The organism is Gordonia alkanivorans, from assembly GCF_004011905.1.
GTDB classification, from domain to species: Bacteria; Actinomycetota; Actinomycetes; order Mycobacteriales; family Mycobacteriaceae; genus Gordonia; species Gordonia alkanivorans.
In genome coordinates this window covers 2,924,266-2,946,519 of the sequence record NZ_CP027114.1, presented here as the reverse complement: position 1 = coordinate 2,946,519, position 22,254 = coordinate 2,924,266, and the positions used below count along the sequence as shown (strand labels likewise).

23 protein-coding genes are annotated in these 22,254 nt (G+C 67.1%); 9 read left to right on the top strand and 14 right to left on the bottom strand.

The window, feature by feature from the left end:
• Positions 1 to 12 precede the first annotated feature (12 nt).
• Positions 13 to 999 carry an allantoinase PuuE gene (gene puuE / locus C5O27_RS13370; protein WP_127962903.1) on the bottom strand — a complete coding sequence of 329 codons (987 nt, stop codon included), beginning with the start codon at positions 997 to 999 and terminating at the stop codon, positions 13 to 15.
• A 114-nt stretch (positions 1,000 to 1,113) separates the two neighbouring features.
• Here puuE and C5O27_RS13365 point away from each other — a divergent pair, with 114 nt between their 5' ends.
• Positions 1,114 to 1,395: a DUF2631 domain-containing protein gene (locus tag C5O27_RS13365; protein ID WP_006359276.1), complete on the top strand. Its 282-nt coding sequence runs from the start codon at positions 1,114 to 1,116 to the stop codon at positions 1,393 to 1,395.
• A gap of 80 nt (positions 1,396 to 1,475) precedes the next feature.
• Here the strand turns inward: C5O27_RS13365 and rlmN are convergent, their stop codons facing one another.
• Complete coding sequence (gene rlmN / locus C5O27_RS13360; RefSeq protein ID WP_040004199.1) at positions 1,476 to 2,582, bottom strand: dual-specificity RNA methyltransferase RlmN; 1,107 nt, start codon at positions 2,580 to 2,582, stop codon at positions 1,476 to 1,478.
• Between the two features lie 30 nt (positions 2,583 to 2,612).
• On the opposite strand from rlmN, the gene C5O27_RS13355 reads away from it, so the two are divergent.
• On the top strand, positions 2,613 to 3,047 hold the full coding sequence (locus tag C5O27_RS13355; RefSeq protein ID WP_040004198.1) for a LapA family protein: 435 nt from the start codon (positions 2,613 to 2,615) through the stop codon (positions 3,045 to 3,047).
• Positions 3,048 to 3,057: 10 nt separating this feature from the next.
• On the opposite strand, the gene C5O27_RS13350 is transcribed toward C5O27_RS13355, so the two are convergent.
• The 5 genes from C5O27_RS13350 to C5O27_RS13330 all read right to left on the bottom strand — a co-directional run bounded on the left by C5O27_RS13350 (position 3,058) and on the right by C5O27_RS13330 (position 6,909).
• Positions 3,058 to 3,924, bottom strand: a complete 867-nt coding sequence (locus tag C5O27_RS13350; RefSeq protein ID WP_127962902.1) for a phosphatidate cytidylyltransferase — start codon at positions 3,922 to 3,924, stop codon at positions 3,058 to 3,060.
• On the bottom strand, positions 3,921 to 4,478 hold the full coding sequence (frr, locus tag C5O27_RS13345) for a ribosome recycling factor (protein ID WP_127962901.1): 558 nt from the start codon (positions 4,476 to 4,478) through the stop codon (positions 3,921 to 3,923). Before frr ends, C5O27_RS13350 begins: the two co-directional genes overlap by 4 nt.
• 77 nt (positions 4,479 to 4,555) lie before the next feature.
• Positions 4,556 to 5,311: a UMP kinase gene (pyrH, locus tag C5O27_RS13340; protein WP_006359271.1), complete on the bottom strand. Its 756-nt coding sequence runs from the start codon at positions 5,309 to 5,311 to the stop codon at positions 4,556 to 4,558.
• A gap of 33 nt (positions 5,312 to 5,344) precedes the next feature.
• Positions 5,345 to 5,917 carry a glycosyltransferase family protein gene (locus C5O27_RS13335; protein WP_316042965.1) on the bottom strand — a complete coding sequence of 191 codons (573 nt, stop codon included), beginning with the start codon at positions 5,915 to 5,917 and terminating at the stop codon, positions 5,345 to 5,347.
• Positions 5,914 to 6,909 carry an alpha/beta hydrolase gene (locus C5O27_RS13330; protein ID WP_042375883.1) on the bottom strand — a complete coding sequence of 332 codons (996 nt, stop codon included), beginning with the start codon at positions 6,907 to 6,909 and terminating at the stop codon, positions 5,914 to 5,916. Before C5O27_RS13330 ends, C5O27_RS13335 begins: the two co-directional genes overlap by 4 nt.
• A gap of 284 nt (positions 6,910 to 7,193) precedes the next feature.
• Between C5O27_RS13330 and C5O27_RS13325 the strand changes: the two genes are divergently transcribed.
• Both C5O27_RS13325 and C5O27_RS13320 read left to right on the top strand, forming a co-directional pair.
• Entirely contained in the window at positions 7,194 to 8,615 is a 1,422-nt protein-coding gene (locus C5O27_RS13325; RefSeq protein ID WP_042375882.1) for a condensation domain-containing protein, read from the top strand.
• The gene (locus tag C5O27_RS13320) at positions 8,612 to 10,339 is read left to right on the top strand and encodes an MFS transporter (RefSeq protein ID WP_127962900.1); all 1,728 of its coding nucleotides are present in this window, start codon (positions 8,612 to 8,614) and stop codon (positions 10,337 to 10,339) included. The genes C5O27_RS13325 and C5O27_RS13320 overlap by 4 nt, the downstream gene beginning before the upstream one ends.
• Here C5O27_RS13320 and tsf read toward each other — a convergent pair.
• Together tsf and rpsB are read right to left on the bottom strand one after the other, a co-directional pair.
• Positions 10,311 to 11,135, bottom strand: coding sequence for a translation elongation factor Ts (gene tsf, locus C5O27_RS13315; RefSeq protein ID WP_127962899.1), 825 nt, complete (start codon positions 11,133 to 11,135; stop codon positions 10,311 to 10,313). The two genes, C5O27_RS13320 and tsf, sit on opposite strands and share 29 nt — an antisense overlap.
• Positions 11,136 to 11,190: 55 nt before the next feature.
• Positions 11,191 to 12,012: a 30S ribosomal protein S2 gene (rpsB, locus tag C5O27_RS13310; RefSeq protein WP_005198990.1), complete on the bottom strand. Its 822-nt coding sequence runs from the start codon at positions 12,010 to 12,012 to the stop codon at positions 11,191 to 11,193.
• Positions 12,013 to 12,273: 261 nt separating this feature from the next.
• On the opposite strand from rpsB, the gene C5O27_RS13305 reads away from it, so the two are divergent.
• Positions 12,274 to 12,798, top strand: coding sequence for a M23 family metallopeptidase (locus C5O27_RS13305; protein WP_006359266.1), 525 nt, complete (start codon positions 12,274 to 12,276; stop codon positions 12,796 to 12,798).
• Here C5O27_RS13305 and C5O27_RS13300 read toward each other — a convergent pair whose 3' ends face one another.
• Positions 12,799 to 13,683 carry a tyrosine recombinase XerC gene (locus tag C5O27_RS13300; RefSeq protein WP_040004204.1) on the bottom strand — a complete coding sequence of 295 codons (885 nt, stop codon included), beginning with the start codon at positions 13,681 to 13,683 and terminating at the stop codon, positions 12,799 to 12,801.
• Between the two features lie 68 nt (positions 13,684 to 13,751).
• Positions 13,752 to 14,630: a siderophore-interacting protein gene (locus C5O27_RS13295; protein WP_127962898.1), complete on the bottom strand. Its 879-nt coding sequence runs from the start codon at positions 14,628 to 14,630 to the stop codon at positions 13,752 to 13,754.
• A 182-nt stretch (positions 14,631 to 14,812) separates the two neighbouring features.
• Between C5O27_RS13295 and C5O27_RS13290 the strand changes: the two genes are divergently transcribed.
• Positions 14,813 to 15,406, top strand: a complete 594-nt coding sequence (locus tag C5O27_RS13290; RefSeq protein WP_035754097.1) for a TetR/AcrR family transcriptional regulator — start codon at positions 14,813 to 14,815, stop codon at positions 15,404 to 15,406.
• Between the two features lies 1 nt (position 15,407).
• On the opposite strand, the gene dprA is transcribed toward C5O27_RS13290, so the two are convergent.
• The 3 genes from dprA to C5O27_RS22755 form a co-directional block, all read right to left on the bottom strand.
• Complete coding sequence (gene dprA / locus C5O27_RS13285; RefSeq protein WP_196222050.1) at positions 15,408 to 16,520, bottom strand: DNA-processing protein DprA; 1,113 nt, start codon at positions 16,518 to 16,520, stop codon at positions 15,408 to 15,410.
• Between the two features lie 20 nt (positions 16,521 to 16,540).
• Positions 16,541 to 18,049, bottom strand: coding sequence for a YifB family Mg chelatase-like AAA ATPase (locus C5O27_RS13280; protein WP_127962897.1), 1,509 nt, complete (start codon positions 18,047 to 18,049; stop codon positions 16,541 to 16,543).
• Positions 18,050 to 18,145: 96 nt separating this feature from the next.
• Positions 18,146 to 18,301 carry a hypothetical protein gene (locus C5O27_RS22755; RefSeq protein ID WP_164905318.1) on the bottom strand — a complete coding sequence of 52 codons (156 nt, stop codon included), beginning with the start codon at positions 18,299 to 18,301 and terminating at the stop codon, positions 18,146 to 18,148.
• Positions 18,302 to 18,534: 233 nt separating this feature from the next.
• Between C5O27_RS22755 and C5O27_RS13275 the strand changes: the two genes are divergently transcribed.
• The 3 genes from C5O27_RS13275 (at position 18,535) to bluB (ending at position 22,245) form a co-directional block, all read left to right on the top strand.
• Complete coding sequence (locus C5O27_RS13275) at positions 18,535 to 19,788, top strand: IS256 family transposase (protein WP_127963839.1); 1,254 nt, start codon at positions 18,535 to 18,537, stop codon at positions 19,786 to 19,788.
• A gap of 157 nt (positions 19,789 to 19,945) precedes the next feature.
• Positions 19,946 to 21,577: a DUF222 domain-containing protein gene (locus tag C5O27_RS13270; protein WP_425269566.1), complete on the top strand. Its 1,632-nt coding sequence runs from the start codon at positions 19,946 to 19,948 to the stop codon at positions 21,575 to 21,577.
• A gap of 29 nt (positions 21,578 to 21,606) precedes the next feature.
• Positions 21,607 to 22,245, top strand: coding sequence for a 5,6-dimethylbenzimidazole synthase (bluB, locus tag C5O27_RS13265; protein WP_127962896.1), 639 nt, complete (start codon positions 21,607 to 21,609; stop codon positions 22,243 to 22,245).
• The last annotated feature ends 9 nt before the right edge of the window (positions 22,246 to 22,254 follow it).

The window sequence follows — 22,254 nt, the reverse complement described above, 5'->3', positions numbered from 1 at the left end:
TTGTCCATTGTGTCAGCCGGCCGGGTGCACCTTCCGCCAGTGTTCGGCGATGTCGATCCGGCGGGTGATCCACACGTCGTCGTGGGACTGGATGTGGTCGAGGAACCGCTCGAGAGCCGCCAGCCGTGCCGGCCGGCCCACGAGCCGGCAGTGCAGTCCGACGGACAGCATCTTCGGCGCACCCTCGACGCCCTCGCGGTAGAGCACGTCGAAGGCATCGCGCAGATGCGCGAAGAACTGCTCCCCCGACGGAAAGCCGCCGGGCGAGGAGAACCGCATGTCGTTGGTGTCGAGGGTGTAGGGCACGACCAGGTGATCGACGAGTTCGTCGCCGCGCGGGACCTTCACCCAATACGGCAGATCGTCGGCGTAACTGTCGGAGTCGTAGGTGAATCCGCCCTGTTCGACGACGAGGCGCCGCGTGTTGGGTGAGTCCCGGCCGGTGTACCAGCCGCGTGGGCGTTCACCGGTGATCTCGGTGAGCAGTTCGATGCCTGCGCGCATGTGATCACGTTCGACCTCGGGGTCGATCAGCTGATAGTTGAGCCACCGGTAGCCGTGGCACGCGATCTCGTGGCCGCGATCGACGAAGGCCGCCGCCACCTCGGGGTTACGGGCCATCGCCTGGGAGACCGCGAAGATCGTCAGCGGCAACCCGCGGCGGTCGAAGGCGCGCAGGACCCGCCACACCCCGGCCCGCGAGCCGTACTCGTACATGCTCTCCATGCTCATGTGCCGGTTCGGGAAAGGCTGGGCGCCGACCATCTCCGACAGGAAGGTCTCACTGCCGCGGTCGTTCTCGAGCACGTTGTTCTCGCCGCCCTCCTCGTAGTTGAGAACGAACTGGACGGCGATCTTCGCGTCGCCGGGCCACTGCGGATTCGGTGGCGTGGCACCGTATCCGACCATGTCGCGGGGATAGGCCTCGGCGCGGTAGTCGGCCAGGGAACGGCCCGCACCCGGGCCGGCGCGGAACTCGGACGAAGACATGTGCCGCATTCTGTCACCGAATCACCCACCGGGCTCGGTCGGCGAGATCACCGTGCCGCTATGCTGATCGAGAACTACTACCGTTCGTCAGACCTCTGACGACCCGCGCTGTGAGGAGTGGCTGTGGCAAGCACCGATGTGGAGCACACTGGCGGACACGCCGACGTCATCGACACCGGCTGGCGTCGTGAGCCCGCCGATGCACCGTCGGCTCGTTTCGGCTGGTTCGGATCGGCGACGAAGACCTTCTACGGTGCCGCCATCTTCTTCGCGGCCTTCCTGCTGCTCATGATGATCGGCAACCACACCGGCCACGTCGAGGACCTCTGGCTCATCGCCTTCGCGGTCGGAGTCCTGTACTTCGTGGTGCGCGGCTGGTGGATGAACCGCGGCAAGTGGTCCTGACGCACCCCTGACCCAGACATTCGAAAAACGCTGAACGGCTTTGCCGTTCAGCGTTTTTCGTGTTTACAGCCTCCTGCGGGCTAGCGCTCTTCGGCGGCGAGCTGGCCGCAGGCCGCGGCGATCTCCTGCCCGCGGGTGTCGCGCACCGTGCAGGACACGCCCTGTTCGCGGACGCGGCGCACGAACTCCCGTTCCACCGGCTTGGGACTGGCATCCCACTCCGAGCCCGGTGTGGGGTTGAGCGGGATGAGGTTCACGTGCACGAGGGAGCCGAGCGCCTTGTGCAGCTTCTGTCCCAGCATGTCGGCCCGCCAGGGCTGGTCGTTGACGTCGCGGATCAGCGCGTACTCGATGGAGACGCGGCGTCCGGTGGTGTCGGCGTAGTAGCGCGCGGCCTCCAGCACCTCGGCCACCGACCAACGGTTGTTGACCGGCACGAGGGTGTCGCGCAGTTCGTCGTCGGGGGTGTGCAGGGACACCGCGAGCGTGACCGCGAGGCCCTCATCGGCGAGACGCCGGATCGACGGGGCGAGACCGACGGTCGAGACGGTCACCGATCGCGCCGAGATCCCGAGCCCGTCGGGTGCCGGCGAGGTGATCTGGCGGACGGCACTGACGACGCGCTTGTAGTTCGCGAGCGGCTCGCCCATGCCCATGAACACGACGTTCGACAGGCGTCCCGGCTCGCCGAGTTCTCCGTCGCGCAGGGCACGCGCCGCGGCCCGCACCTGGTCGACGATCTCGGCGGTCGACAGGTTGCGGTCGAGGCCACCCTGTCCGGTGGCGCAGAACGGGCAGGCCATGCCGCAGCCGGCCTGACTGGAGATGCACAGCGTGTTGCGCTCGGTGTAGCGCATCAGCACGCTCTCGAGGAGAGTGCCGTCGTGCAGGCGCCACAGGGTTTTGCGGGTCGAGTCGTCGTCGCACGAGATGTGCCGCACCGGCGTGAGGAGCTGCGGGAAGAGCTTTTCTCGCACGGCGTCGCGGGAGGCCGCGGGCAGATCGGTCATCTCCTCGACGTCGCCGTTGAGGCGCGCGTAGTACTGCCGGGCCAGCTGATCGGCCCGGAACTTCGGGAGACCCAATTCGGCCAGCGCCGCGACGCGGCCGGCGGCGTCGAGGTCGGCGAAGTGTGTCGGCGGCAGCCCACGTTTGGGCGCGTCGAACACCAGCGGTAATGAGGTCATCGGGCCATTGTCGCATGTCATGATGAACCCATGACCACACCCGATCGCCGACGAACCGGGAATCCGGTCCCCCAGTGGGGTTCGCAGGGCGAGCCCCACCCCGCTCATGACGCCGTGCCCGTCCCCGAGCCCGCACCCGTGACCCCGGTACCGGCCGCGGATGATCACGACGCCGTGCTGGCCGAGCGCGACCGTCTGCGCCAGACCGTCGCCGACGTCGAGCACACCCGCACCCGCGCGACCTGGTTCGGCGTCGTCATCGGCGCGATCATCCTGGTCCTGCTGCTGGTGTTCATCGTGCAGAACCTGGAGAGTCAGCGGATCGAGCTGATCTTTTGGGAGGTCAACCTCCCGCTCGGGGTGAGCCTGCTGATCGCCGCGATCGCGGGTGCGTTGATCGTCGCCATCATCGGCGGTCTGCGCATGTTGCAGCTGCGTCGGGCGCTGAAGAGGGCCGCCGGGTAGGTCGGGCTCCCTACAGCAGAGCCGTCAGCACCGCCCACACCACGAACGCCGAGGGCAGCAGGCTGTCGAGGCGATCCATGATGCCGCCGTGGCCCGGCAGCAGCGTGCCCATGTCCTTGATGCCGAGATCACGCTTGACCTGCGACTCCACCAGGTCACCGAGCGTTGCGCACACGACCAGCACGGGTCCGAGGATCAGACCGATCCACCAGTGGCTGCCGATCAGGAACGTGATGCAGCCGACCGCGCCGATCGTGCCGACGAGCAGCGAACCGACGAGACCCTCCCAGGACTTCTTGGGGCTGATCGCCGGTGCCATCGGGTGTCTGCCGAACATGACACCGGCGGCGTATCCGCCGACGTCGGAGCAGACGACGACCACCATGAGGGTCGCGACCCGGGCGGCGCCGTCCTCCTGCGTGACGAGGTGGACGCCGAAAGACGCCAGGAGCGGTAGCCAGGCCAGCACGAACACCGTGAGGGCGAGGTCCTTGAGGTAGTTCTCCGGTGCGTTCGAGATGCCCTGGGCGAGCAGTTTCCACACCATCGACACCAGCACGGTCGCGACGAACGCGACCAGCACGCCGGTGGGCCCGTACGGCCAGCTGACCCAGATGATGGCCTGACCGCCGATGAGCAGCGGCCAGAACGCGACGTTGTACCCCGCGGTCTGCAGCCGCTTGGTGACCTCCCAGGTCGCGATCGCGAAGGCGACCGCGACGAGGACGTACCAGAGCATCGGCGCGAACAGCAGGATCAGGATGATGCTGACGCCGAGAGTGCCTCCGACCGCGATGGCGGCCGGCAGGTCACGACCTGCCCGTGACTTCTTCTCGGGGCCGATCTTGTTCTCGGGGTCGGATGCCTTCTCGCTCACACCTCGAGCAATTCGTCTTCTTTGTGCTTCACCAATTCGTCGATCTGATGCACATACGTGGCCGTGGTCTTGTCGAGTTCCTTCTCGGCACGGGTGACCTCGTCCTCGCCCGCCTCGCCGTCCTTCTGGATGCGCTTGAGCTCGTCGGCGGCCTTGCGGCGCACGTTGCGGATGGCGACCTTCGCGTCCTCACCCTTGCCCTTGGCCTGCTTCACCAGGTCGCGGCGACGCTCCTCGGTGAGCTGCGGGATGGCGACGCGGATGATCGTGCCGTCGTTGGTCGGGTTCACGCCGAGATCGGAGTTGCGGATCGCGGTCTCGATGTCACGGAGCGTCGACGCCTCGTACGGCTTGATGACGACCAGGCGCGGCTCGGGCGTGTTGATCGACGCGACCTGCGTCACCGGGGTCATGGAGCCGTAGTACTCGATGTTGATCCTGTTGAACATGGCCGGGTTCGCACGTCCGGTGCGGATGGAGCCCATGTCCTCCTTGGCGACGTTGACCGCCTTCTCCATCTTCTCCTCGGCGTCGAGCAGCGCGTCGTCGATCATCTTCGTCCTTGTTCCGTTCCGTAGGGCCTGGCAGGCCGGTTCTCGTGCGGGCCGTGTTCTCGTGGGGTCGCGGGCTGCTAGGTGCTGACCAGCGTGCCGATCCGGTCACCGGCCACCGCCCTGGCGATGTTGCCCTGTTGGAGCAAATTGAACACCAAGATCGGCATCTTGTTGTCCATACACAGACTGAAGGCGGTCGCGTCGGCGACCTTGAGTTCCTTGTCGAGGACCTCGCGGTGGGTGATCTCGGTGAATAGCCTGGCGTTCGGATCGGTCCGCGGGTCGGCGTCGTAGACACCGTCGACGGCCTTGGCCATGAGGACCACCTCCGCCTTGATCTCCAGCGCACGCTGGGCCGCGGTGGTGTCGGTGGAGAAGTACGGCATGCCCATGCCGGCGCCGAAGATGACCACGCGCCCCTTCTCGAGGTGGCGCTGGGCGCGCAGCGGCAGGTACGGCTCGGCGACCTGGCCCATGGTGATGGCGGTCTGCACGCGGGTGCTGATGCCGCGCTTCTCCAGGAAGTCTTGCAGAGCAAGGCAATTCATCACGGTGCCGAGCATGCCCATGTAATCCGAGCGGCTGCGGTCGAGGCCGCGCTGCTGCAGTTCGGCCCCGCGGAAGAAGTTGCCGCCGCCGATGACGACGGCCACCTGGACGCCGGAGTTCACGACGTCGGCGATCTGATCGGCCACGGTCGCCACGACGTCCGGGTCCAGACCGACCTCTCCCCCGCCGAACATCTCACCGCCCAGCTTCAACAGGACTCGTTTGAATCCGGAACGCTCGGCCTTCTTGAGATCGGATGGGGTGGGATCGGGCGCTTCGCTCATTCGCTTCCTCACTCGTCGGTTCGGTGGACTATGTTACGTCCTCACCGAATGCGACTCGCGACACGCGTACTCCTCGGCCCGGGCCGGCATCGGAAACGTCCGCACACACCGATACCCGTCGCCGTCGGGCAGAAACTGTGCCAGGGGGGCCTGCGAGTCCTCGATCCCGAGCCGTTCGAGCAGGGTGGCGACGATCTGGCGCGCCACCGGGCCGAGCTCCACCAGCGGGCGACTCCGCGATTCCCGGACGCCCAGATCGACCTGACCGACGGCATCTGTCCCGAACTCCGCGACGGTGTCGAGGAGGATGCCGATGTCGACGCCGTGGCCGGGCGCGAACGGGATCGACGTCAGCAGGTCGCGTGTCCCGGCGAGGTCACCGCCGATCGGTTGGATGATCCCCGCCAGCTCGGGACACAGCGACGCGACCAGGGGCCGCACCAGCAACTCCGTGACACGACCGCCACCGGCCGGATCCCGGCGGTACCCCTTGACCAGCTGCAGGCCCGGGGTGGTGAGCAGCGGGCCGAGCATCCGGGAGACATCCTCCGGTTCAGGGTCGACGACGTCGGCATCGACGAAGACGACGAGGTCGTCGGGGGTCACCCGGCGAGTGCCGCGCGGAACTGGGGCCAGGCGCGGTGCAGTTCGTCCTGCCAGTACGGCCATGAGTGGGTGCCGCCCTCGTACAGATGGAAGGTCGCCGGCACCCCGAGCTCCCGCATCCGGCGCTGCAGATTGCGGGTGCACTCCGCCGTGGCGGTCTCGATCACCGCGCCCACGGCGAGCTGGTCGAAGAGCTTGGAACCGTTGCCGTCGATGCCCGGCCCGTCGATCGTGTCGTAACGCCCCGGCGCACCGGAACCGTTGGACACGTAGATCGACTTGCCGCGGAACGACTCCGCATGCACGAAGGGATCGTTGGCGCGCCACGCCGGACTCGTCGGCGGCCCCCACATGTTGAGGGTGTTGCCGTGGCCGCGCCCCTCCACGACCATGCGCACCACGGCCTGACCCAGCGGATCGCTCGTCTGCGCGCACCCGCTGAACGAACCGAGCGCCTCGTACAGTTCGGGCGCGTGCAGCGAGAGCTGGAACACCGAGGTGCCGGCCATCGAGATCCCGGCGACCGCGTTGCGGCCGTTGGCGTCGAGACGACGGTCGATCACGGCGGGCAGCTCTTTGGTGAGAAACGTGGCCCATTTTTGCACCCCGAGGACGGGATCCGGCCGTTGCCAATCGGTGAAGTAGCTCGCGGCGCCGCCCATGGGGACGACCACGTTGACGTGCTGATCGGCGAAGTACGTCCGGATGTCGGTGCGGTCGAACCAGCTGCTACCGCCGTCACCACCGGCGGCGCCGTTCAGCAGGTACAGGGTGGGAGCGGGTCGATCCCCCTTGGCAGGAAGCACTTTCACTGTCATCGTCGTTCGCATGGCCGTCGATCGCACCGCCAGGTCGATCTCGCCCGCAGGCTGCACGCGTTCGGCGACGATCGACGCCGGATTCGGTTCCGCCGCAGCATGACCCGACAAACCGACCACCATCGCCAGCACCGACAGCGCGACGAGACCCACCGTGAGACCCTGTTTCTTCATCCACTCCGCTTTCCTGCAGCACAACCGCCGATGCGAGCCGCATCACATCGATGCGGAGGCAGTCTGCCGGACAATCTCAACGGTGTCCACTGTGGTCAAATGTCCAGGAATCCGGGCATTCTCACGCATAAGCGACACTTTCGCCGGAAGCCTGTTCCGGCGACCCCAATCTCGGGTACCGTCCGTGCGATCGTCCAAACATGTAAGTCAACCGAATGACAACGCGCGTAACCAAATTGGTTCGCCCGTAAGAAAATCCCCTTCAGCAAAGAGGTGGTCACACCATGATTAAGTTCGGACTGATCGAGGAGTGGGAGCCTCGCCCCGGTCACCTGACGAGTTGGGTGGCCTCGCTCGCCTCGGTTACCGCTGCCGGCCACGCGCCCGTCCACCCCGTCCCCGCCTCGCATCAGCAAGAGGAATACCTGAAGGTTGCGTGGCGCAACGAATCTGCGGGGTTCCGGTTCGCCCGGTTGTGCCTCATGGCGTTCGACGTCAACGCCCCGCTGGACGTCGATGCGATGACCACTGCGGTCAACCAGTTCGTCCGGCGTCACGACAGCTTCCGTTCGTGGTTCTCCATGGAGGACGACGGTTCGGTGCTTCGTCACCTCGTGCCGACCGAGGACATCGAGATGGTGCCTGTCGATCACGGCGATCTCGACGCCGAGCGTCTTTGTACGCTCGTACAGGAAGAGACCTCGGGACCGTTCAACTGGGACTGCTTCACCTTCGGTGCGATCGAATGGGAGGGCGGCTTCACGATCTATGCGGCCGTCGACCACCTCAACACCGACGGCATCTCCCAGGCATCCACCTGCCTGGAGCTCATGACGCTCTACATGAACGCCGCCTTCGACGCCGGCGCCGAACTACCGCCCGTCGGAAGCTATATCGACTACTGCGCACGTGAGCGCGCCATCTCGCGGCAGCTCACCCGTCACTCACCCCACGTCGAACGGTGGATCGACCTGGTCCGGGCCAACGAGGGCCGACTGCCGAGCTTCCCGCTCCCCCTCGGCACGGACACCGAGGGGTACACGAGGAGTGCGCTCATGAACGCGACGGTGTTCGACGAGGCCGCCGCCCAGCGCTTCGAGGACGTCTGCCGTGAACTCGGTTCCAACGTGATCGCCGGGATCATGGCCACCGCCGCACTGGTCTACGCCGAATTCACCGGCAAGAACGACTATTTCGGCATGACGCCGAAGAGCACCCGGTCCGGTGCCGAGGAGATGAACTCGGTGGGCTGGTTCACCAGCCTCATCCCGGTTTCGTTGACGGTCGACGACACGACGACGTTCCGCAGCCTCGCACCGCTGGCCGCGCAGAGCTACGCCGCCGGAAAAGAGCTGACCGACATCTCTTTCCACCGGGTACTGGAACTCGCCGAACCCGCGGACGGGATCAGCGTCAAGCCGGGCTGGTCGGTGCCGATGATCTCCTACGTCGACGTGCGCAAGTTGCCGGGCGTGGAGATCTTCGAGGCCGGGAACGGTTGCCTCTTCGGCAACCGCGGGAGCAGCGAGGAGGTCTACATGTGGGTCAACCGGTTCCCCACCACCACCTCGATCACGTTCCTCTACCCGAACACCGACATCGCCCGGGAGTCGGTGCAGCGCTACGTCGAACGCTTCGTCGAGGTCATCAGCGCGGTGGCCGACCAGGGTGACTACCGACCGTCGTTGCCCGCACTCACATCGTGACGGTGGGCCCGGCGTGGCTCGCCCTCGCCGGGTGCCTGCTGGGCGTGTTCATGCAGATGCTGGACACGACCATCGTCAACATCGCGCTGCCCGATCTCACTGTCGACCTCGGTGCATCGACCTCACAGCAGCTCCTCGTGCTGACGGTGTACACCTTGTCGTTCGCGTGCACCCTGCTCACCGCGGCCACTCTCGGCGGCCGGTATGGGCGTCGACGTCTGTTCGTGATCGCGATGGTCGCGTTCACCGCCACCTCGATGTTGTGCGGTCTCGCAACGGATCCGGTGATGCTCATCGTGTTCCGCGGTGCGCAGGGAGTCAGTGCTGCGCTGATGTCGGCCCAGACGCTGGCCCTGATCGCCGCCCTGTTCTCCAGGGAGCGCGACGGCCTGGTCTTCGGGATCTACGGCGCGGTCGCCGGACTCGCCGCGATCCTCGGTCCCGTCGTCGGCGGACTGCTGGTGCACGCCGACGTCGCCGGATGGGGTTGGCGCACCATCTTCTTCGTCAACCTCCCGCTCGGCATACTCGCCTGCGTGCTGGCGTGGCGTCGACTCCCCGCTGCCCTCGACCCTGATCCGGACCGGCCGGACATCGTCGGGATGATGCTCTCGGCCTCCGCGCTGTTCCTGCTGCTGTACCCGCTGGCCGTGGGCCGGGAACAACAGTGGCCGGCACCGCTGTGGATCATGCTCGGCGCCGCCGTCGTCCTGTCGGCGGCCTTCGTCTGGCAGCAGAAACGCCTTACCGCACAGGGCGGGACGCCGTTGCTACGCATGACGCTCTTCTCCTCGCGCCGGTTCACGGCCGGGCTCGCCATGTCGCTGTTGTTCTTCAGTGTCTTCGCGGGATTCTTCTTCACCGTGTCGATTTCCGCGCAGTTCGGTCTCGGGTACTCGGCACTGGACACCGGACTTCTCGCATTGCCGTTCGCCGGCGGGGCAGCCGTGGGGTCGGTCGCGTCGCCGTGGGCCGTCGCCCGGATGGGCGCGCCCCGGGTGCTGCTCGGCGGTGTGGTCACCGTCGGGGTGGCGTTCGCATGGATCGCGATGACCCTCGACCCGGCGTCGGAAATCCTTCCGGTGGGCGCGATCCTGGCTCCCCTGGTACTCGGCGGGGTGGGCACGGGATTGTTCGTCGCACCCCTTCAGGCGGTCATCCTCTCCGACACCTCGCCGGAAACGGTCGGGTCGGCCAGCGGCACGATCCCCACCGTGCAGCAGATAGGGGCGTCGATCGGCCTGGCGCTGGTGACGATGTTCTTCTTCGGCCAGGTGGCCGGGCAGACCGACACCAGTGTGCCCGCGGTACGCGCCGAACTCGCCGTCGCCCTGGAGGATTCGCCGGTCGACCCGATGTTCCGGCCGACCGTCGCCGACCGGTTCGCCTGGTGTGCGTCGCAACAGCTCACCTCACCGCATCCGGAGCGACCGGTCCCGGGATGCGCGGACACCCCGGCGAACAGCGCCGTCGCGGCGATCGCCGCCGACGCGCAGCCTTACACGCAGGAGGCGGCGCGGGCCGTCACCGCGCGCACCTTCCTGGACGCGTTCCGCACGACGCTGTGGGTGCTGGCCGCACTCGCCATCGGCGTCGGCGGTCTGACATTCGTGTTGCGGCGCAACGACAACCGCCCCGCCTCCACGATGGGAGACGGGGCGGTCGAGTCGTCGTCCGGGGAGACCCCGGAGGCGATCAGGCCTGTCCGACCTCGAAGCGGGTGAAGCCGTTGACGGTCACACCGGCCTCGTCGAGCAGCGCCTTGACGGTCTTCTTCGAATCCTGGACCGACGGCTGGTCGAGCAGCACGACGTCCTTGTAGAAGCCGTTGACCCGACCCTCCACGATCTTGGGCAGAGCCTGCTCCGGCTTGCCCTCCTCCTTGGCGGTCTGCTCGGCGATACGACGCTCGTTCTCGACGACGTCCGCGGGGACCTCTTCGCGAGTGGCGTACTTGGCCTTGAGAGCTGCGACCTGCATGGCGGCGCCGCGAGCGGCCTCTTCGGCACCCTCGCCCTCACCGGTGTAGGACACCAGCACGCCGACGGCGGGCGGGAGGTCCGAAGCACGCTTGTGCAGGTACACGGCGACCGGGCCGTCGTAGAAGACGACGCGACGGAGCTCGAGCTTCTCGCCGATCTTGGCCGAGAGCGCGGCGATGGCCTCGTCGACCGTGCCGCTGCCGAGAGCAGCCTTCTTCAGCTCCTCGACATCGTTGGTCTTGGCCTCGGCGGCGGCGGTGACGATGTCATCGGCGAGCTTCTGGAACTCGTCGTTCTTGGCGACGAAGTCGGTCTCGGAGTTGATCTCGATCAGCGCACCGCCCTTGGCGGCGACCAGGCCCTCGGCGGTGGAGCGCTCAGCGCGCTTGCCCACGTCCTTGGCGCCCTTGATGCGCAGCTCCTCGACGGCCTTGTCGAAATCACCGTCGTTGTTGGCCAGCGCGTTCTTGCAGTCCAGCATTCCAGAACCGGTGAGGTCGCGAAGTCGCTTCACGTCGGCTGCGGTGTAGTTCGCCATCGTTGGCGAGCCTCCTTCGAAAGAGTGTGGTGGGACCGAATTGCTGCGGCAGGTGTTACTGGGCAGCCGGCGCGTCGGTGGCTGCTTCGCCACCGGCCGGAGCGGCGGCCTGGGTCAGCAGTTCCTGCTCCCACTCGGCGAGCGGCTCGCCTGCGGCTGCCTCCGGCTTGGCGTCGCCACCGGCAGCACCGGCGCGGGCCTGCAGGCCCTCGGCGACGGCCGAGGCCACGACGCGGGTCAGCAGAGCAGCCGAACGGATGGCGTCGTCGTTGCCCGGGATCGGGTAGTCGACGAGGTCGGGGTCGCAGTTGGTGTCCAGGATCGCGATGACCGGGATGTTCAGCTTGCGAGCCTCACCGACGGCGATGTGCTCCTTGTTGGTGTCGACGACCCACACGGCCGAGGGAACCTTGGCCATGTCGCGGATACCGCCGAGCGTGCGCTCGAGCTTGTTCTTCTCGCGGGTCAGCATCAAGATCTCCTTCTTGGTGCGACCCTCGAAGCCACCGGTCTGCTCCATGGTCTCCAGCTCCTTCATGCGCTGGAGACGCTTGTGCACGGTGTTGAAGTTGGTGAGCATGCCGCCGAGCCAACGCTGGTTGACGTAAGGCATCCCGACGCGGGTGGCCTCAGCGGCGATGGACTCCTGAGCCTGCTTCTTGGTGCCGACGAAGAGGATGGTGCCGCCGTGGGCGACGGTCTCCTTGACGAACTCGTAGGCCTTGTCGATGTAGGTCAGCGTCTGCTGCAGATCGATGATGTAGATGCCGTTGCGGTCGGTGAAGATGAATCGCTTCATCTTCGGGTTCCAACGGCGGGTCTGGTGCCCGAAGTGTGCGCCGCTGTCAAGCAGCTGCTTCATGGTCACGACAGCCATGAGATTTCCTTTTGTCGCAGTTGTCTGTCGGCACCGGGTTGGTGTCGACCCTGGCGCCTGCCGGCGGATGTCACCCGATTTCGGTCGATGACCGGGTCGGGACTGCACATTCGGCGTGTTGTCGCAGGCGCGCGAAGTCACCCCATCAACAACCGATGAGGTGCGGACCAGAGTTTACGCGCGTCGACCAGCGAAAACCAAAACGCTCCGGTCCCCTGCCCGGCGACGGATCCGGATCGCGTTCCGGTGCGTCCAACAGGAATGCAGACCTCGGGTTCCCGCACCGCGTTGGCGGCGTCCTTGTTCCTGGTCGTGCTGTACTCGACGCCGCCCCAGGTTACCGCCGCGCCTCGTCCCTATTCAGCGCCGCTGCCGCCCCGTCCCACCGTCGTGACCGGCTTCGATGCGCCGGAGAAACGGTGGCAGCCGGGGCACCGGGGCGTCGACCTGGCGGCCGTACCCGGTGTCGCGGTATCCACGGCGGGTGCCGGTCGTGTGCGGTTCGCCGGCCGGGTGGCGGGTCGGCCGGTGGTCTCGGTGCAGCATCCGGACGGGCTGATCACCACCTATGAGCCCGTCGAGGCCACCGTCGGCGAGGGCGACCCCGTGTCCCGGGGCGACACGATCGGCACACTCGTCGCTGGGCATCCCGGATGTCCGACGCTCACGTGCCTGCACTGGGGCGCTCGACGCGGGGTGGGGCGCGACGCCGAGTACCTGAATCCCCTGGGTCTGCTCGGGGCCGTGCGGGTGCGGCTCAAACCGCTGAACGCCGGAGAACCCTGATCAGGCCCGGGGATGCGCCTGACGGTGCACTGCGCGGAGGCGTTCGACGCTCACATGGGTGTAGATCTGCGTCGTCGCCAGCGAGGAGTGTCCGAGCAGTTCCTGTACGACCCGTAGGTCGGCGCCACCTTCGAGGAGATGGGTCGCGGCGCTGTGCCGGAGGCCGTGCGGCCCCATCGCCGGGCCTCCGGCGGCCTGGACCGCGCCGGACACCACCGACCGTGCCATCCGCTGGTCGAGCCGGCCGCCACGTGCTCCCAGTAGCAGTGCAGCTCCCGAGGTGTCGGTGGCCAGTGCGGGACGCCCCTGTCGCAACCAGTCGTCGATGGCCTTGGCCGCGGGTTCGCCGTAGGGCACGGACCGTTCCTTGTCGCCCTTGCCGATCACGCGCAGGATTCGACGCCCCGTGTCGATGTCGTCGATGTCCAGCCCGCACAGTTCGCCGACGCGAATCCCGCTGGCGTACAACAACTCCAGGATCAACCTGTCCCGGAGTGAGATCGGGTCGTCGGGGTCACGATCCTGTGCGGTCGCACCGATCGCGGCGTCGGCCTGGCCGGGCGCGAGGACGGCCGGCAGTGTGCGATGGGCCTTCGGGGCCTTGAGTCGCTGTGAGGGGTCGGCGGCCATGATGCCCTCGCGAACCGCCCACGCGCAGAAGGTCTTCGCCGCGGAGACCTGCCGCGCGATCGTCGTGCGGGCGGCGCCGCGCCGCGTCAGTTCGGCCAGCCAGGCACGCAGGAGGGCGAGGTCGATGTCGGCCGCAGCGATTCCCCGGGCACCCGCGAACGACAGCAGCGCACGTGCACCACCGACATAGGCGCGGATGGTGTGTTCACTGCGACCCTTCTCCAGGCGCAGGTGATCGGCGAAGTCGTCGAGCATGCCCGTCAGCACAGCGCGCGACTGGAGCGGGTGCAACCCCACACGCGGTGCCGTGGCCGGATCGATGCCTACGTACTCGGCTGCCGGCCGGCCGGCGCTCCTTCCTCGGCGGCGCGCAGTTCGGCCTTCCATGTCCGGAAGCCCTCTTCCGTGCGGCCGCGGCGCCAGTACCCGGAGATCGAGGCGTTGGCCGGACTGACCTTGCGTTCCTTGCGAATGTAGCTGCGCAGGTTGTGCATGACGGCCTGCGCCTCACCGTGGATGAAGACGTGGGGTTCGCCGTCGAGCCATTCCGCGTTGCGGACGGCGGCGATGAGGGGCGCGTTGTCGCCGGCGACCGAGTCGTCGACCTCGCCGGCCGCTCCACCGCGGTGGACCCAGACGATCTCCGCACCCGGGGGTGCGATGAGGTCGAGTTCGTCCTCGGGTCCGGCGACCTCGATGAACACCTTGGCGATCGCGTCGGCGGGCAGCGCCTCGAGTGCCGCGGCCACGGCGGGCAGTCCGGCCTCGTCGGCCGCGAGGAGATGCCACGCGGCGTCGGACTTGGGCCGGTATCCGCTGCCCGGGCCGATGAACCGAACGGTCTCGCCCGGCTCCACCGATGCTGCCCACGGGCCGGCGATGCCCTCGTCGCCGTGGACGACGAAGTCGACGAGGATCTCACGAGCCTGCGGGTCGACGCGGCGAACCGTGTAGGTGCGCAGGACCGGTTGCTGTTCGGGCGGGAGTGTCGTCCGGACTTCCTGGAGGTCGAACGGCTCCGGGTAGGTCACGCCCTCCGGCGCGAAGATGAACTTCACGTACATGTCCGTGTCGGGGTCACCGGATGTACCGACCGCCGCCTGGAAGTCGTCGAAACCCTCGCCACCGAGGTACAGGCGGACGAAGTGCGGGCTGATCTGCTCGCGACGGAGCACCGTCATCGTGTTCACACGCTTGGCCATGGGACCTCCTTGTCGCGTTCACCTTACGCCTTCAACTTAGGTGAGCCTAAGAGCCGCTGCGGGCTCGTCCGGGGAAGGCACTGGTGGCCCTTTGTAAGGTTTTCTCACGATCAAGCGATGTGATCCGAGAGTTCGCAATTCTTGAGATCAGACGTCGCGAGACCCCGACCAGAGGCGATTCCATGCCGGACCAACCAGTGGAACCCCAGCCCGTAGAAGACAGCGCTCCCGTCCGCGGATCGCGTCTCGGGGCCGACGACTGGCTCGACGCGGCCGTGGAGGTCCTGCTCGAGGACGGCATCGGCGGGCTGAAGATCTCGCGGCTCAGCTCCCGGCTCGGGGTCACCAAGGGCAGCTTCTACTGGCACTTCACCGACATCGCGACGATGAAGTCCGAGCTCGCCGACCACTGCCGGAAGGTCCAGGCCGCGGCCGTCACCCGGCTCGCGAACCTCGAGGAGCTCCCTCCGGTCGAGCGGATAGAGGGTATGGCAGGGCTCATCTCCGATCCCCGGCGCTGGCGGATGGAAGCCGCGATGCGCCGGTGGGCAGAGACCGACGGGTCGATCGCCGACTCGATCGCCGAGCTCGACGGACAGATCTTCCAGATCTCCCATCAGGCGATGCGGGAACTCGGCTTCGACGAGGCCGAGGCCCACGCCCGCGCCACCACGCTGCTCTACGCAGGTATCGGCTTCGTGCACGCTCACGGACGGCTCGGCGAGGCAACGGCCGACGATCTGCGTATCTTCCTCGACATCCTGACGCGCAAGTGAGTCACCCGGTGGCCAGTCGCCACTGACCGCCGACGTTTTCCACCAGCCCGTCGATGTCCAGCCGTGCCAACGCCGCCCGGACGGCCGGCACCTCGAGCCCCGCCGCGAAGGCGATCTCCTGAATACCCACGCCACCCCTACCCGGAATCGCGTCGTGCACGCGCAACTGCTCGGCGCTGAGCCCGTCGGTCGGTTTCGCCCTCCCCCGACCGATGTCTCCCCCGCCGTCGGGCCGGACGAGGTTCACCGCCGACGCGACGTCGGAGACCAGCACCGCCAGTCCGTCGGCGATCATCCGATGACACCCGACCGACGTCGCCGACGTCACCGGCCCGGGCACCGCACCCAGCGGTCGGCCGAGTTTCCGCGCCCAGGCGGCCGTGTTCGCCGCGCCCGAACGTCTGCCGGCCTCTACGACGACGGTCGCACCCGACAGTGACGCGACCAGCCGGTTACGGGTGAGAAAGCGATGTTTGGCGGCGGTCGTGCCCGGCGGGTACTCGCTGATGATCGCGCCGGTCCGGGCGATCTCCGCCAACAGCGCGGAGTGCGCAGCCGGATAGTCGCGGTCGATACCACAGGCCATCACGGCCGCGGTCACCCCACCGGCCGCGACGACGGCGCGGTGCGCCACCCCGTCTATGCCGAAGGCGCCACCGGAGATCACCGCGAAGCCCTCGCCCGAGAGCCCCGATGCCAACATCTGCGTGACGTGCCCGCCGTACGGCGACGCCGCGCGGGACCCGATGAGCGCGACCGATGCGGTGGCGAGGTCGTCGAGCCGGGCGGGGCCACGCACCCAGAGCGCCAGTGGCTCGCCGCCGCGTGCGGCGGTGTCGGCCTGGCCGAGGGCGAGGAGCGCCCAGGCCGGCCACTCCGGATCGGATCTGGTGACCAGCCGTGCACCGATCGCGGCGGCCGCGTCGAGATCCTCGGTCGCACGGTCGGATTCGTGTCGGGCTGCCGTCGCGGCCAGGACCGGTTCGTGACCGTCCGGGACAGCCCGGTTGCGGATCGCCGATGCTGCGTCCACCGGACCGACCTGATCCACCAGCGCGATCACGTCCGCACACGGCGGCTCGGCCACGCGCGCCAGGTACGCCCATGCCGTCATCTCCGCCGGGTACTTGCCACTCACCACGTTGCTCCTCGGTCTCGGTACAGAAGTGCTTGCGCGACATCATCTTCGACGGGTTGATCAGTGCCGCGTAGATCGCTCAGGGTCCAGGCCAGTCGCAGCGCGCGGTCGGCGCCACGGGCCGTCACGCGCCCGTCGCGGAGAAACAATTCGATGGGCCGGAGAACATCGGGCGGGAGCCGGAACTTCTGCCGGAGTGCGGCTCCCGGCACCTCGGCGTTGGTTCGCCAGCCGAACTCGGACCATCGCTCGACCGCTGCCGCACGCGCCGCGGTGACCCGGGCACGGACCTCGGCACTCGACTCCCCCGTCCCGCTCATCAGCGCGGCGTTGCCCGGCGGATCCATGCGGACGCGGATGTCGACACGGTCGAGCAGCGGCCCCGACAGCTTGCCGAGGTACCGGCGTCGCACGACTGCGGTGCATACACAGTCGACATCGTGCGCGGGTGCGCATGGGCACGGATTCGCGGCGAGGATGAGCTGGAACCGCGCCGGGTACGACGCGACGCCGTCCCGCCGCGGCACCCGCACCTCGCCGTCTTCCAGGGGTTCCCGCAGGGATTCGAGGACTTTCGCGCTCATCTCGGCGCATTCGTCGAGGAACAAGACGCCCCGGTGTGCCTTGGAGACCGCGCCCGGCCGGGCGAATCCGGTTCCGCCGCCGAGCAGCGCCGTCGTCGAGGAACTGTGGTGCGGCGCGACGAACGGCGGCTCGGTGATCAGCGGGCGTCCCGGCGACAACTCCCCGACCAGCGAGTGGATCGCCGTCACTTCTAGCGAGTCCTCGATGCCCAGCGGTGGCAGTATGCCCGGGAGCCGACGTGCGAGCATGGTCTTCCCGATGCCGGGCGACCCGGTCATGAGAACGTGATGTGCTCCTGCCGCTGCGATCTCGAGTGCATGCCGCGCCTCGTGCTGACCCACCACGTCGGCCATGTCCGGTATCGGCGGCGGCTTCGTGGGCGGCGTCCGCTGAAAGTTGTCCAGTACGAGGTCACCGGCGAGCCAGGCGGCCACCTCCTTGAGACTCGACGCTCCCCCGACGTCCACCCCCTCGACCAGCGTCGCCTCGGCCACGGTCTCGATCGGCACCACCGCACGTCGATAACCCGCCTGACGGGCGGCGATCACCGCGGGCAGTACTCCCCGGATCGGCCGGACGTTCCCGTCGAGCCCGAGCTCACCGAGGAAGATCGTCGACGTCAGCTTCTCCGACGACACCTGTTCTGTCGCAGCAAGAATCGCGACTGCCATGGACAGATCGAAACCCGAACCGACCTTCGGCATGTCCGCCGGCGACAACGCCACCGTCACCTTCAGGTCGGGGAATTTGAACCCCGAGTTCTTGACCGCCGCCCGCACCCGGTCGCGCGCCTCACGCACCGACGGGTCCGGGTTACCGGTCACCGCGAAACCCGGTAACCCCGACCCGACGCTCGCCTGCACGTCAACGACCCGCGCCGCAAAGGCATTGAGCCCCACCGACTGTGTTTGCCCCAACATGCGAGTCAGTCTCTTCGGGAATCGCGGATTGAAACGGCGTAGCGACTCCCCGACGCGCTATCTGTGGAAGGAAGACGGGTTGTCCATCGCCCCGGACTATGACTTGGGATCGTCGACGAAGACCTTGAGCGTCCGGCCGTCGTCCTGATAGCTCAGTTCGATCGAGACGTCATGCCTGCTGTAGACGCGACCGCGACCACCGGTCGTGTGATCGATGACCTCGAAGCGTGTGACCTTCTCGTACTCGGACATCGGGCAATTGTCGCGCCTGCATACCTCCGAGTCGAGCGGTTTTCTCCGACTCCGGCTCGGTGAATACCGTTGATGCACAACTCCGTAACGAGGAGACGGCTGAGTAGTGCCCCATAGAGTGGTGTAACTCGGTGGCCGAGTTCGTTATCGACGTCGTGTCGTTAACGGATGCAGAGCGGCCACCGCGTGTCCTTCGAGTCAACCTTCCACAGAATCCTCGAGGAGTCATCGCGATGACCGCACCCCACATTGTCGACCCTGCAGGCCTTCTTGGCCAAGCCCTCGCAGACGCGTCACCAGATCTGATGCGTGAGCTGCTGCAAACCATGATCAACGCGCTGCTATCGGCCGATGCCGACGCGGTCTGCGGAGCCGAATGGAACCAACACACATCAGAGCGCACCAACCGCCGCAACGGCTACCGCCACCGGCCACTGGATACCCGCGTCGGCACCGTCGACGTCGCCATTCCGAAGCTACGTTCGGGCAGCTACTTTCCCGAGTGGCTCCTCGAACGCCGCAAGCGGGCTGAGTCAGCACTGATCACCGTCGTGGCCGACTGCTACCTGGCCGGAGTCTCGACCCGCCGGATGGACAAACTGGTCAAGACACTCGGCATCGACTCACTGTCGAAGTCACAGGTCTCACGCATGGCCACCGACCTCGACGAACAGGTCACAGCATTCCGCCATCGTCGCCTCGACGAGGTCGGGCCGTTCACCTTCGTCACCGCAGATGCCCTGACGATCAAAGTCCGCGAGAACAAGCAGGTCGTCAAAGCCGTTGTCCTGCTGGCCACCGGTGTCAACGGCGATGGCCACCGCGAGGTGTTGGGCATGCAAGTAGCGACCAGCGAAACCAAAGCCTCCTGGAACACCTTCTTCGCCGATCTGGTCGCCCGCGGGCTGGGCGGGGTGCGTCTGGTGACCTCTGATGCCCATGCCGGACTGGTCGAGGCGATCGCGGCGAACCTGCCCGGCGCCGTGTGGCAACGGTGCCGTACCCACTACGCGGCCAACCTGATGGCGGTGTGCCCCAAGTCCATGTGGCCGGCGGTCAAAGCGATGCTGCACAGCGTGTATGACCAGCCCACCGCCACCGCGGTGCACGAGCAGTTCGACCGACTCCTGGAATACACCGAAGGCAGACTCCCCAAGGTTGCTGACCATCTCGGTGACGCTCGAGAGGACCTGTTGGCCTTCACAGGCTTCCCCGATGACGTGTGGCGACAGATCTGGTCTAACAACCCCACCGAACGACTCAACCGCGAGATCCGCCGCCGCACTGACGTTGTGGGTATCTTCCCCAACCGTGACGCCATCATCCGACTCATCGGCGCGGTCCTGGCCGAGCAGACCGACGAGTGGGCCGAAGGCCGCCGATACCTCGGCCTCGAGGTCCTCACCCGATGTCGACTGACCCTGACCACCGACACCACCACAACACCGGAGGCCACTACCGACCCGCTGATCGAACTGCCTGCCTGAAAGCCCGACGAAGGATCAGAAACGAGTTACACCACTACCTGGGACTTGACCGACGGCTGTGGATCAGAATCGAATCTTGTCGGTGGCCGGGTTTACATTGGTTATCAGCAGGTGAGCCGCCCGACCGGGCCGGCACTGCAACACTTCTGGGGGCAGAGTGTCGGGGCAACGTAACGATCCAACTGGCGAGGTTTTCGCCGGGATCGACCCTGCCCACCCCTACGACGCCGACATGTACTCCCTCATGGACGAACTCAAAGCGTCCCAATGCCGCGAATCACACGAACACTGGATCCGCTATCGGACGGTCCACGCGATCGCCGAACGCTGCATAACCACCGGCAACACCTTCGACGGCGGGATCGTCGTCACCGGTGAGGCCGAGTGCGTCCAGCGGGTGTCGCGCCAGTTGTCTTTGACACGACGCCAAGCCGAGATCCTCATCGACGAAACCATCACCCTGCACGAGAACCTGCCCGAGGTACTCGACACCCTGCGCGATGGCATCACGACCCGTTGGCAGCTGCAGGTGATCGCATCCCGCACCGCACTCATCCCCGCCGACTCGTCGATCATCCCGATCCTCGACGCCGACATCGCCGCCAACCTCCGCACCAAGAAGGGCGCGTGGAGCCGCGCACGCCTGCGAGACATGGTCGACCGCCTGGTGTTCCGCCACGACCCCGACCTGGTACGCGAACGCCGCAAAGAAGCCCTCGACAACCGGGGCATGTGGATCGACATCCTCGACGACGGCACCGGCGTGTTCTCCGCGGTCATGTCCGCGGAAAACACCCGCATCGCCGCCAAAGCCGTCCGCGCACTCGCGGACTCGGTGTGCGAACACGACGGCCGCACCGTCGGGCAACGCACCTCCGACGCGACGTTCGCCCTCCTGACCAGCACACCGTTCGAGTGCTGCTGCGATCGTGAGGACTGCGCGGCCGAGGTGCCCGAACCCGGGGCGGCTGTCGCGTCGGTGCGCAGCGAGATCGTCATCCATGCCGTCACCGATCCTGCGACCCTGAACGGCGCACCCGGGATCGGCTGGATCGACGGCCACGGCGTCATCTCCGACGAACACGTCCGTGATCTCGCCAACCGGCCCGACGCGACGATCAAATCGGTGACTCCGGTCCGTACCGCACCGACACGTGTCGCCACCGAACACGAACGCCCACGAGTCGATTCACCAGTCACCGATACTGCGACAGACCCCGCCGGGAAGCGCACGGCCTCGGCGGAGATCGTCGTATACCCGGGCTCCCAACCGTCTGATCCCTATCGTCCTACCATCGCCTGCGCCGACTTCGTCCGCATCCGCGACGGTTACTGCACCGAACCGGGTTGTGAGCGGTCGTCCTTCGACTGCGACCTCGACCACGTCGCCGAGTTCGACCGTCAATGCCCGACGCGCGGCGGACTGACTTCCAGTGAGAACCTGAACGCCAAATGCCGGTACGGGCACCTGCACAAGACCTTCGGCGACTGGATCGACGTCCAGTACCGCGACGAAGACGGCCGCCTGGTCACCGAGTTCATCACCCCCGAGGGATACCGCATCCGCGGTGACGCCGAAACCCTGGAAGACCTCTTCCCCAACCTGCGCCGCATCCGCTTCGAGCAACCCGCCCAGGCCCCACCCACCCCGCGGGTCATCACCGGTGACGACACCCCGCCACCGAACAACCGAACCGCCGCGAAGCACGCCCGGCGGCGAGCCGAACGTGCCCGTAACCGGCGCGAACGCGAACGCCGCGAGCAAATCGACGGACCGGCGCCGTTCTGATCGATCGCCCTCGCTAGGCTCGACAACCGATGAGTGACGGAACTTTCGACGACGCGTTCGTCGACGACCTCGACCGACTCTTCCGCTGGCGACGCGACGTCCGCCGGTTCAGTCGCGAACGGCTCGAACCGCATCTCCTCCCCGAGATCCTCGAAGCGGCAGAGCTCTCACCGTCCGTCGGCAACAGTCAGCCCTGGCGGTGGGTCGAGGTGCAGACCAGGTCGGCGCGGGAGGCCGTGCGCGACAGCTTCGTCCGCTGCAACGCCGAAGCGCTCGACGGGTACACCGGCGAACGCGGACAGCTGTACTCGTCACTCAAACTCGCCGGCCTCGACGACGCTCCGGTCCACCTGGCCGTGTTCTGCGAGCCCGATGCCGACCAGGGCCACGGCTTGGGTCGCCAGACCGTGCCGGAGACACTCGAGTACTCCGTCGTCACAGCAATCACCACGATGTGGCTGGCGGCTCGGGCCCGTGGCGTCGGCATCGGGTGGGTGTCCATCCTCGAGCCCGACGAGGTGGCCGCCGCCCTCGCGGTCCCGTCCACCTGGAAGCTCGTGGCCTACCTCTGCGTCGGATATCCCGAACAGAAGAACGACATTCCAGAACTCGAACGCGTCGGCTGGCAGTCGCGCACCGAGTCGGAGAAGCGGCACCTCATCCGCTGACACCGGATC

Excerpts from the sequence above, each read along its gene's own strand:
- dprA (WP_196222050.1), bottom strand. The coding sequence starts at position 16,520 with ATGACGGCATGGGCGTACCTGGCGCGCGTGGCCGAGCCGCCGTGTGCG.
- tsf (WP_127962899.1), bottom strand. The coding sequence starts at position 11,135 with ATGGCGAACTACACCGCAGCCGACGTGAAGCGACTTCGCGACCTCACC.
- C5O27_RS13290 (WP_035754097.1), top strand. The coding sequence starts at position 14,813 with ATGCCGGACCAACCAGTGGAACCCCAGCCCGTAGAAGACAGCGCTCCC.
- C5O27_RS13305 (WP_006359266.1), top strand. The coding sequence starts at position 12,274 with ATGCAGACCTCGGGTTCCCGCACCGCGTTGGCGGCGTCCTTGTTCCTG.
- C5O27_RS13275 (WP_127963839.1), top strand. The coding sequence starts at position 18,535 with ATGACCGCACCCCACATTGTCGACCCTGCAGGCCTTCTTGGCCAAGCC.
- C5O27_RS13330 (WP_042375883.1), bottom strand. The coding sequence starts at position 6,909 with ATGAAGAAACAGGGTCTCACGGTGGGTCTCGTCGCGCTGTCGGTGCTG.
- C5O27_RS13295 (WP_127962898.1), bottom strand. The coding sequence starts at position 14,630 with ATGGCCAAGCGTGTGAACACGATGACGGTGCTCCGTCGCGAGCAGATC.
- C5O27_RS22755 (WP_164905318.1), bottom strand. The coding sequence starts at position 18,301 with ATGTCCGAGTACGAGAAGGTCACACGCTTCGAGGTCATCGATCACACG.
- rpsB (WP_005198990.1), bottom strand. The coding sequence starts at position 12,012 with ATGGCTGTCGTGACCATGAAGCAGCTGCTTGACAGCGGCGCACACTTC.
- C5O27_RS13325 (WP_042375882.1), top strand. The coding sequence starts at position 7,194 with ATGATTAAGTTCGGACTGATCGAGGAGTGGGAGCCTCGCCCCGGTCAC.
- bluB (WP_127962896.1), top strand. The coding sequence starts at position 21,607 with ATGAGTGACGGAACTTTCGACGACGCGTTCGTCGACGACCTCGACCGA.
- rlmN (WP_040004199.1), bottom strand. The coding sequence starts at position 2,582 with ATGACCTCATTACCGCTGGTGTTCGACGCGCCCAAACGTGGGCTGCCG.
- C5O27_RS13300 (WP_040004204.1), bottom strand. The coding sequence starts at position 13,683 with ATGCTCGACGACTTCGCCGATCACCTGCGCCTGGAGAAGGGTCGCAGT.
- pyrH (WP_006359271.1), bottom strand. The coding sequence starts at position 5,311 with ATGAGCGAAGCGCCCGATCCCACCCCATCCGATCTCAAGAAGGCCGAG.
- C5O27_RS13355 (WP_040004198.1), top strand. The coding sequence starts at position 2,613 with ATGACCACACCCGATCGCCGACGAACCGGGAATCCGGTCCCCCAGTGG.
- frr (WP_127962901.1), bottom strand. The coding sequence starts at position 4,478 with ATGATCGACGACGCGCTGCTCGACGCCGAGGAGAAGATGGAGAAGGCG.
- C5O27_RS13280 (WP_127962897.1), bottom strand. The coding sequence starts at position 18,049 with ATGTTGGGGCAAACACAGTCGGTGGGGCTCAATGCCTTTGCGGCGCGG.
- puuE (WP_127962903.1), bottom strand. The coding sequence starts at position 999 with ATGCGGCACATGTCTTCGTCCGAGTTCCGCGCCGGCCCGGGTGCGGGC.